This is a genomic window from Bacillus sp. Brlt_9 (assembly GCF_051948935.1).
Classification (GTDB): domain Bacteria; phylum Bacillota; class Bacilli; order Bacillales; family Bacillaceae_G; genus Bacillus_A.
The window spans coordinates 27,966-37,150 of the sequence record NZ_JAYJLO010000006.1 but is presented as its reverse complement, the minus strand read 5'-3'; the positions used below and the strand labels follow the sequence as shown (position 1 = coordinate 37,150).

The window sequence follows — 9,185 nt, the reverse complement described above, 5'->3', positions numbered from 1 at the left end:
TTTCCCACACACAAAGTACATCTTTATTTTCAGTCTAATTACTACACAGACTTTTATACATATGCTGTTACCCCGCCTTAACGGGCAGTAAGACCCCCACCTCAAAATTCAGCGAAAGCAAAGAAGTTAGGTGGGAATCAACTGCCCGTAAAGGCCCGATTGGTGAGGGCTAATAATCAGTGGGGGAGGAACGAAACGCCCCACTGATTAAAGTTTCACTTTATCGTTTTGGGGATATATAGGAGGAGAAAAAATGAAAAAGTTATTAATGGTAATTGGAATTACGTTCTTAATGTTAGCTGGATGTAGTAATGGAAATTTTGACAAAGCAATGGATGAAGGGAAGACCGCGTTAACGAATAAAGAATATAAAAATGCCTTATCGTCATTTGAAAAAGCGCTAGATGAGAAAAAAGACGATTCAGATGCAACGATGCTTGTAGAACAAACGAAAGTAATGATTGAAGCAGTGAAGTTAAAAGAGGAAACAAAGATAGAAGAATCAATCAAGTCATTTGAAAAAGTAGAGAACATGAAGAATGGAAATGCTACGCTTGTAAAACAAGCAAAGGAAGAACGCACAGCATTACTAGCCATCTTAGAGCAAAACAAGAAGTATAGTGAGCAACTGACGAAAAGTGAAGAGTTAATTAGTAAGAAAAATTATGCAGAAGCGAAAGAGATCTTAAATAAGCTAGTTGCAGAAACAAAAGATAACAAAAACCTTGAAGAATATAATAAAAAAGCGGTAGGATTAGTTACTAAAATGAATGAAGAAGAAAAAACTGCAAAGAGTGAAGCAGCGAAAGCACAAAAAACAAATGTAGTAACGAATCAAAAGGTAGCAACAGAAAATAATAAAAAAGTAGAAGCAGATAAAACTCAAAACGTAACGACAGAAAATAATAAAAAAGTAGAAGCAGATAAGACTCAAAACGTAACGACAGAAAATAATAAAAAGGTAGAGACAGGAAAGAATCAAAATGCATTTACGTTTGAGAAAGCGAAAGAATATATCAAAAATGAATATAAAGAAGACTATGATTACACGCTAGAGAATACGCAAGTAGAGAATGGAAAGAAATATTATCAAATTAGAGTGCGTACGACATATAAAATAGAAGGCGCAGCTGGAGCAGGATTTACTGGCGTATTTAAAGTATTTGAAGATGGTACAATTGTTGAATTGCACTAAGTTGTTGAAAAGAACATGATACAAAACAGTAACAAAATAGAGATAATAAAAAGGTATCCTTTAAGTAGTACGAGGATACCTTTTTACATTTTCAATCGTTCTTTTTAACTAATCTTTAATGATTAATCCCAATAAAGATGCAAACTGAATAGCTTGATATGGTGATACTTTACATCCCCTTAAATCGTTCACTGAAACGGTAAGTGTATCAAAAGTAGAGGAACTAATATCTATTCCTTTCAGTGATGTTTGATCAAAATTTGCTTCGTCAAGGCTGCATGAATCAAATTCAACTTTCTTTAGCTTACAGTCAAAAAAGTCTGTATTATTTAATGAAGTTTCATTAAATATAATCTTTTCTAGCTTAGAATTTCCAAATGAGGCTAAATTCAAAATTGAATTTTCAAATTCAACATTCCCTAAACTAGATTCTGTAAAATTGACTCCAATTAATTTACTGTTTTTAAATTCGACTCTGTGAACAGAAGAATTGCTTAAATTAACATTTGATAAATCACAGTTCTCAAAACAAACATCTGTAATATCGATATTGCTAAAGTCTGTATTCGTGAACTTACAATTCTTTATCACTGCACTATATAAACGTACTCTATCTACAGATTCATTTTCAAAAGTAGAATCGATAATTTCACACATTTCTAATGTTGGATCTTCTTCATAAAAAATATCGTGAAAATTCTTTAAAGATAACTCTGGCGAAATTTTTGGTCTATCAATTTTCATATTATATCCTTCTTTCATTAAATTAGTTAGCAGAAAAAATGGTATGTCCTATAGAAAGAGCTTTGTAGAAATTCCGTCTCTTTTTATACTACGCTTTTATTGACTTTAGTAATAAAAGTTAACGGTTCATTTCACGTTGCAGTGTTTCAAAAAACAACGATACGTGATAGCCATCTACTGTTGCATGATGAACTTTAATATTCACTGGCATTAACAATTGTGAACCAACTTTCTCGTACTTTCCACTAGTAATCATAGGTGTTAAATTATTTTTGATAGCTCCTTGATGAGATGAAAAATGTTCAAAATGCATCCAAGGAATGGATGAAATATTCACCACGTTTGGCGGAACAACTCCCATTGGTACGATATCTGTTGTATTTGCGTAGTCTTTTATAAGCCTTTTGTACTCACGATCAACTGATTTATAGTCTGTTAATTCTTCTAACCATAAATTATAAAATAGCCCTGTTTCTTGATTAAAGTTCGTAAATGTCGGCACTAGTTCTTGCCATTCTACTAATTGCTTATCCTTATGGGCATACTTCAAATTCGGGATCTTGTTAACCGATTTAGTCAAATTAAAAATGGAGTAAGCATAAAAACTTATAGATTCGTCTTTGCATTTTTTTACTGCTCGAGTAACATCGATTTTGACTGTCATTTCAAACGTAGTGTCTGTCATCATGAAATACTCATAATAGTTTCTTCTTGGGAAATTTTCTAAATCAATGACTTTATAATGTATCATCTATTTTAACCTCTTTTTTATAAATTCGATGATTGTAATGGCATCTATTTTTTATTATCCTTCTATTAACTTTAACGATAAAATAATAATGTCTCCCTTAAGAGGAGAGTCAAGAATAAGGGGGCAATATAAATTGGGAAATTTATTTTCTATTGGTGAAGTTGCTAATATGAAAGGCATTACAATAAAGGCTTTAAGATATTATCATCAAACAGGCATTCTTATCCCAGTATACATTGATACAAAAACGGGTTATAGATACTATTCAGTAGATCAATTTGTTTATATTGATATAATTAAAGTTTGTAGAGCTTTAGGAACGAGTACGAAAGAACTGCAAAAGATTTTTACGGAAAAGAATATGGATGAATTATTAAAATTTTTTGCATTAAAAAGAGAAGAAACTAAGCAAAAGATAAAAGAGATGCAAGCAGTCATTCATACGATTGATAAACTAGATAATAGTGTACAAGTCGCTAAAAAGGTACTAGTACATAATCAAATAACAATACAGTATTTTGAGCAACGTTATATCGTCACTGCTCCATGTAAAGAAGTCGGTAATTTTAAAGAATTTCTTTATTATTCAGATGTAGATAAAATTATTCAGGAGAGAAATTTAGAAACAACGATGGAGATTGGTATAGCATATACCATTCATTCAAAATACAGATTTGAACCGAAGTATGCTTTTTCTGTGTTATGTAAATATGATTACACAGAGAAAGAGCAAGATATAGATATATTACCAGAAGGTAATTATTTGACACTGGCCTATAAAAAGAATAGTAAAGAAGAAAGTATGGAGAAATTAAAAGATTATATAGACAAAAATAATGTAACAATCAAAAATTTCATTGAAGTGGAATTATTAGATGAGTTTTTTAGTACGGATTCTTACAGTTGCCAAATGCAATTGTTTATAGAAAATGAGTGAAAACGCACTTTAGAACATACCCAGAAATAATATAAACGAGAAGATGAGGCTGGATGATGTAAGTACAATTGTTGAAAAGGTATCCTCAAAGTATTTGAGGGTACCTTTTTTAGCATAAAAAAAGGCATCTAGCAAAAGTACTAGATGCAAATAAAAACACAAGGGAAGATAAATATCTTCCCGTTTCCCGTAAGTAATTATATCAAAAAATTTATAAAAAACTAGCTTTATTTTTTATATAATTCATGTGTAAAGCTATGAAATGATAAGATTACACTGTTTTCATAGTGTTTCATTGAAAAAAGGAGCTGCATATATGATTAATTTTAAACCAGAAAATTTAAACCAACTACTAAAAGTGATGCTAATTAGTGCGAATAAGTCGTATGATGCGATTAAAGATTATGAGTTTACGGGGGAAGCGGTAGTGTTCCGTGTAGACTTCGAGTATATTGACGTTTCTTTAATGATTGTAGATATGTTAGGGAGATCAGCTTCTAAATTCACCATTTTGCCATATGCTCGTCCGTATACGAATGAAATAGATTACATTCAGTTTCAAGTGTATGCGATTAATGAAGGGAATTTTAAAGAAATGATGGATACGATGTGAAAACTATAATTTTACAAATATGTATAAACAAACTAATATATAATTAATAAATTCATATAATTGGAGTGATGAGATGCAGCCGTTAGAAAGGGAGATTCATTCTAATATGCTGAAAGTGTGGCGAATTCACGCTTTAATTGGGGCGGCAGTTATACTAGCAGTCGTAATTGCATATTTCTTTTTTATGATTACTTTTAATTGGTGGGGCTGGTTGTTTGGTTTATTAGTAACAGGCGCTATTACATTTATCCCGCTTGATTATTTTGTGTTTCCAAACTTACGTCAACGTTATTATAGTTACAGATTAAATGAAGAAGAGATTGAGATTCAAAAGGGAATGTTCATTGTAAAACGAGTACTCATTCCGATGATCCGCGTGCAACACGTAACGATTGAACAGGGCCCAATTATGAGAAAGTATAATTTAGCAGAATTACATATTTCAACAGCGGCAACGTCTCATAGTATTCCAGGCTTAACGAAAGAAGAAGCAGAGCAGTTGAAAAGACAAATTGGAGAACTTGCGAAAGTGAGTGATGAGGATGTATAAGAGGCAACATCCGATTACAATTTTATTCGGGATTCGAATTGCGGGTTTATTGCCTTTTATTTTTCTTGTTCTATTTCAATCAGATGGCCAAGTAAAACCTTGGTATGTCTTTCATCTTGTTCTTTTGGCCATATTATTTATTATGGCAATTTTCTCAGCGATAAAATGGTATTTCAAAGTGTACTGGGTTGAAAATAATATTGTACATATAAAGCATGGTGTGTTCGTTAAGAAGGAAAGTTACTTAAATAAAGAACGTGTGCAAAATATTAGTACGTCTTCTAACATCATTTATCAAATACTTGGACTGACGAAATTAAATATTGAAGTGGCAGGCGGCGGTACTGAGCCAGAAGTGATGTTAGCTGGTATTAAAGAAGATGAAGCGAAGGAACTCATTGCATTATTAAATAAAAAAAGAAGCGCTGCGGGTGAAGAAGTACCCATGTCAGAAGAAAGTAAGACGATTTATCAGTTAACGATGAAAGAGATTTTAGCAGCTTCCATTACGTCTGGTAGATTCGGATTAGTGTTTTCAGGATTACTTCTTATTTACACAGAGTTTAATCAATTTCTACCAGAATGGCTCATCAATAAAGTAGAAGCGTATGTGATGGATAACGGTGTATATGAATTAATCGTTATGGCCGCGATTTTAATGGCGATTTCGTGGGTCATTTCAACAGCTGGTTATGCGTTAAAATATGCGAACTTTAAAATTGAGCGAAAAGGAAATGAAATTCGCATCGTGCAAGGATTATTTGATAAGAAAGAGTTTGTTTTAAAACTACACCGTATTCAAGCAATTACTGTGAAAGAAGGAATTCTCCGCCAGCCTTTCGGTTATTGCTCTGTCGAAGTAGAGGTCATTCAAAGTATAGAAGCGGCAGGAAATGAAGTAATGTTACATCCTTTTATGAAGAAAAAAGATGTGCAGCAGTTACTCTCATATTTACAGTTGCCGTATGAAATGGAAGAGGAAATCGTTCATTTACCGAAGGCTGCATTACGTCGTTACGTAATAATGGGCTGGATTACAAGTGCAGTGCTTGCACTGCCGATCGCCGGCGCGAGTATATATTTTAAACAAAGTGTTGCGTTATTCACGTTAATACCGCTATTTATCATATTTACGTTACTTGCATACGCCCGGTATAAAAGTGGTGGATATATAATACGGGACAATCAGTTAGTCATGGTATACCGAGGACTCGCGAAATATACGGGGATCATGCGAAGAAGGCATGTTCAAGCAGTAGGATACAGTCAGTCGCATTTTCAAAAGAAAGACGAGCTATGTACAGCTGTCGTATCAGTAGCGGGGCATGTATATAAAGTGAAGCATATACGTAAAGAAGATGCGCTTCGTATATATAATTGGTACAAAGAAAAAGGAAACACCAGTGTGTAATGGTGTTTCCTTTTTTGTCGTTATTTGTCGCGCGGTCGATATTCTTTGTCGAACCGTCGATATATTGTAAGTTACGGTCGATATATTCGAAAAATCGCTGATATATGCTGAGTTGTGATCGATATAATTTCATGTACCGACAACTCCGAACTTCGAAAACTAAACTAACACATCAAAAGTAGTCACAAATGACGGACGAGAGAAAATACTTTTCTGCTGTTCCGCATGTGGATGCGCCTGAGCCTGAGATTGTCCTTCTGCTTGTGCAGAGCGTTTTTTATGAGCGTTTTCGAATGAACGTGATTCTGTCCAGTCTTTAAAGTTTTGCTCCGTTTCCCACATCGTTAAGATGACATATGTATCGTTACTTAATGGGCGTAGAACGCGGATTGCTTGAAATCCTGGTTCGTTTTCAATAAGACCTGCACGATTTTTGAATCGGTTTTCAAATACTGGGCGACCTTCGTCTGTGACAGAAATGTTGTTACAAACGATATAGCCAGGTTGTCCTTTAAATTCGCCAACAGCGTCTAGTACGTCATACTGAAGAGAACCTTCTACAGATTCTTCTGTATTTTCTTTATAAAACATATCTTTTTCATTATTTTTTGCAGTGAAATGTGCTTGTTCTAGAGGTGTTTCGTATGAAATAATAGCCTTCATTTTAATGCCCCCTTTAATTGTTTGTTTCTATTATATCAACTCTCGTAAAAAACTTCGAAGATTATATACATAAAGATACTTCTTTTTCAAATAATAAATGTACCATCATTTGGAAAGAAGGCCGATGTATGAAGAAAGTAAAGTGGACTTTATTAGGTGGGTTAGCAACGCTCGTATTAGCGGTTGTACTTTATAAACTTATCGTGTTAGCTGGTGGCTATATGATGGATGAAAAGCAGCTTGTTTTCCACTCTTCATCACGTATCGTTGACCAGAAAGGGAAAGAAATTACGAAATTATACGTAGAAAATAGAGACCTCGTACCAATCGAGCAAATTCCAAAATACGTGCAGCAGGCGTTTGTTGCGGTAGAGGATTCTCGTTTTTATGAGCATCAAGGAATTGATTATCCGTCTATATTCCGTGCTCTTTATAAAGATACGTTAGCTGGAGAGAAGATCGAAGGCGGTAGTACGATTACGCAGCAACTCGCGAAAAACGTCTTTTTAACTCGTGAAAAAACAGTTACGCGTAAATTGAAGGAAGTCGCAATTTCTCTTCAATTAGAGCAAAAATATACGAAGCAACAAATTCTTGAAATGTATATGAATCATATTTATTTTGGTCATGGGGCATACGGTATTCAAGCAGCAGCAAAGTTGTATTTTAATAAAAATGTAGAGGATTTAACAGTAGAAGAGGGAGCAATGCTTGCAGGTCTTCCGAAGTCGCCAAACGGATATTCACCTTATTTCTCTCCAGAGAAAAGTAAGGAGCGCCGCGATCTCGTATTGTCACTGATGCATAAACAAGGCTATTTGACTGCCGAAGATAGCGTACGTTATCAAGGAAAGACGATTGCTTTATATAAAAACTTAGACGAAAATGAGCTCGCATATATGCCGTATGTTGATATGGTCATAGATGAAGCAGCTCGTTTATACGGGTTGTCTCATCAAGAAGTGCTTCGCGGTGGATATACGTTTGTCGTACCGATGGATGAAAAGATTCAAAAGGTAGCGTATAACCAGTTTCAAGATGCGAGAAATTTCCCTGGTAAAGAAGAAGGGGCGCAAGGTGCGTTTTTATTAATGGATAATCGTACGGGCGGAATTAAAGCGGCGATTGGCGGAAGAAAGTATGTGCCAAGAGGGTTTAATCGTGTTTTTGCAAAAAGGCAGCCCGGTTCTGTTTTAAAACCACTAATCGTTTATGCACCAGCACTCGAAACGAAAAAGTATAATCCGTATTCTTTATTAAAGAATGAAAGAACTTCTTTTGAAGGGTATGAACCCCGCAATTACAATCGTCAATATACGAAAGAAATGACGATGTACGATGCAATTTTAGAATCAGCAAACGTACCGGCAGTTTCTTTATTAAATGAACTAGGGGTTGAAGAAGGGAAGCAATATTTAGAGAAAGGTAATGTTCATATTGCTGATGCTGGTTTAAGTACAGCACTTGGCGGATTGAAAAATGGTGTTTCAACATTTGATCTTGTGAAAATGTATCGTGCGTTTTTAGCAAATGGTGATATTATTGAGCCGCACGTTATTGATAAAGTGTTAAATAGACACGGCGCAGTTATTGGAGAATCGCCAAAAGCAGAAACGAACATTTTCTCGAAACAAACGGCTTGGTATATGACGAAAATGCTTGAAGGAGTTGTAAAGGAAGGGACAGCAAAAGCTGGTATATATAACGGGGCGTTAGCTGGAAAAACAGGTACAACTTCACTGCCAAATGACGATAATGGAGCGAGAGATATGTGGTTCGTTGGCTATACGCCAAATTTAGTAGGCGCTGTTTGGATTGGTTATGACCGTACGGATAGAAAGCATCAGTTGCAAGGAGAAAGTGCGTCAGCAACGAAATTGTTTAAAAAAATTTTAACGAAGGCAAATGTAGAACGGAAAGAGCAGTTTATGAAGCCAGAAGGTGTGGAAACAATCGGTGCTCCGATTCGTCTGCGCAAAATTGAAAATGTAAAAATGAAATTAGCATTTAGCCCTTTCGGTTTATTTAAAGCGAAATTAAGCTGGACACCACTTCCTGATGATAGAATTATGTATCGTATTTATAGAGTAGAAAATGGAATTCATACGCATGTAGGTACTGTAAATGGTGCCGGAGAATATGAAGAAAAGTTTGTTAACATCTTTTCAAAACCGAGTTTTTACGTTGTGCCATATAACACACAAACAAATCGCGAAGGAGAAAAGTCAAAAGTAGCTAAACCATAGTTTTTCTCTGTGTTATAATAAGAATGTTGTGAAAATAGTAAGCGTTTTTAAGGATGTTTGTGTCAATTTAATGAA

The 9,185-nt window shown here is 34.7% G+C and carries 9 protein-coding genes; 6 read left to right on the top strand and 3 right to left on the bottom strand.

Going from position 1 to position 9,185, the window contains the following annotated elements; genetic code table 11:
* The first annotated feature begins 253 nt into the window (after nucleotides 1-253).
* Complete coding sequence (locus VF726_RS22030; RefSeq protein ID WP_440172130.1) at nucleotides 254-1,195, top strand: hypothetical protein; 942 nt, start codon at nucleotides 254-256, stop codon at nucleotides 1,193-1,195.
* Nucleotides 1,196-1,303: 108 nt separating this feature from the next.
* On the opposite strand, the gene VF726_RS22025 is transcribed toward VF726_RS22030, so the two are convergent.
* Both VF726_RS22025 and VF726_RS22020 read right to left on the bottom strand, forming a co-directional pair.
* Nucleotides 1,304-1,939 carry a pentapeptide repeat-containing protein gene (locus VF726_RS22025; RefSeq protein WP_440172128.1) on the bottom strand — a complete coding sequence of 212 codons (636 nt, stop codon included), beginning with the start codon at nucleotides 1,937-1,939 and terminating at the stop codon, nucleotides 1,304-1,306.
* A 118-nt stretch (nucleotides 1,940-2,057) separates the two neighbouring features.
* A complete protein-coding gene (locus tag VF726_RS22020; protein ID WP_440172126.1) occupies nucleotides 2,058-2,690 on the bottom strand; it encodes a CatA-like O-acetyltransferase in 633 nt (210 codons plus the stop codon).
* Between the two features lie 133 nt (nucleotides 2,691-2,823).
* Here VF726_RS22020 and VF726_RS22015 point away from each other — a divergent pair, with 133 nt between their 5' ends.
* The 4 genes from VF726_RS22015 to VF726_RS22000 all read left to right on the top strand — a co-directional run bounded on the left by VF726_RS22015 (nucleotide 2,824) and on the right by VF726_RS22000 (nucleotide 6,201).
* Nucleotides 2,824-3,627: a MerR family transcriptional regulator gene (locus VF726_RS22015; RefSeq protein WP_440172124.1), complete on the top strand. Its 804-nt coding sequence runs from the start codon at nucleotides 2,824-2,826 to the stop codon at nucleotides 3,625-3,627.
* Between the two features lie 316 nt (nucleotides 3,628-3,943).
* Complete coding sequence (locus VF726_RS22010; protein WP_440172122.1) at nucleotides 3,944-4,240, top strand: protoporphyrinogen oxidase; 297 nt, start codon at nucleotides 3,944-3,946, stop codon at nucleotides 4,238-4,240.
* 73 nt (nucleotides 4,241-4,313) lie between these two features.
* Complete coding sequence (locus VF726_RS22005) at nucleotides 4,314-4,790, top strand: PH domain-containing protein (protein WP_440172120.1); 477 nt, start codon at nucleotides 4,314-4,316, stop codon at nucleotides 4,788-4,790.
* A complete protein-coding gene (locus VF726_RS22000; RefSeq protein WP_440172118.1) occupies nucleotides 4,783-6,201 on the top strand; it encodes a PH domain-containing protein in 1,419 nt (472 codons plus the stop codon). Before VF726_RS22005 ends, VF726_RS22000 begins: the two co-directional genes overlap by 8 nt.
* Nucleotides 6,202-6,360: 159 nt before the next feature.
* Here VF726_RS22000 and hmoB read toward each other — a convergent pair whose 3' ends face one another.
* Nucleotides 6,361-6,864 carry a heme-degrading monooxygenase HmoB gene (gene hmoB / locus VF726_RS21995; RefSeq protein WP_440172116.1) on the bottom strand — a complete coding sequence of 168 codons (504 nt, stop codon included), beginning with the start codon at nucleotides 6,862-6,864 and terminating at the stop codon, nucleotides 6,361-6,363.
* Nucleotides 6,865-6,992: 128 nt separating this feature from the next.
* Here hmoB and VF726_RS21990 point away from each other — a divergent pair, with 128 nt between their 5' ends.
* Nucleotides 6,993-9,110 carry a transglycosylase domain-containing protein gene (locus VF726_RS21990; protein WP_440172114.1) on the top strand — a complete coding sequence of 706 codons (2,118 nt, stop codon included), beginning with the start codon at nucleotides 6,993-6,995 and terminating at the stop codon, nucleotides 9,108-9,110.
* Nucleotides 9,111-9,185 lie beyond the last annotated feature (75 nt).

Coding starts and splice junctions, on each gene's coding strand:
- VF726_RS22030 (WP_440172130.1), top strand. CDS start 254: ATGAAAAAGTTATTAATGGTAATTGGAATTACGTTCTTAATGTTAGCT.
- VF726_RS22025 (WP_440172128.1), bottom strand. CDS start 1,939: ATGAAAATTGATAGACCAAAAATTTCGCCAGAGTTATCTTTAAAGAAT.
- VF726_RS22020 (WP_440172126.1), bottom strand. CDS start 2,690: ATGATACATTATAAAGTCATTGATTTAGAAAATTTCCCAAGAAGAAAC.
- VF726_RS22010 (WP_440172122.1), top strand. CDS start 3,944: ATGATTAATTTTAAACCAGAAAATTTAAACCAACTACTAAAAGTGATG.
- VF726_RS22005 (WP_440172120.1), top strand. CDS start 4,314: ATGCAGCCGTTAGAAAGGGAGATTCATTCTAATATGCTGAAAGTGTGG.
- VF726_RS22000 (WP_440172118.1), top strand. CDS start 4,783: ATGTATAAGAGGCAACATCCGATTACAATTTTATTCGGGATTCGAATT.
- hmoB (WP_440172116.1), bottom strand. CDS start 6,864: ATGAAGGCTATTATTTCATACGAAACACCTCTAGAACAAGCACATTTC.
- VF726_RS21990 (WP_440172114.1), top strand. CDS start 6,993: ATGAAGAAAGTAAAGTGGACTTTATTAGGTGGGTTAGCAACGCTCGTA.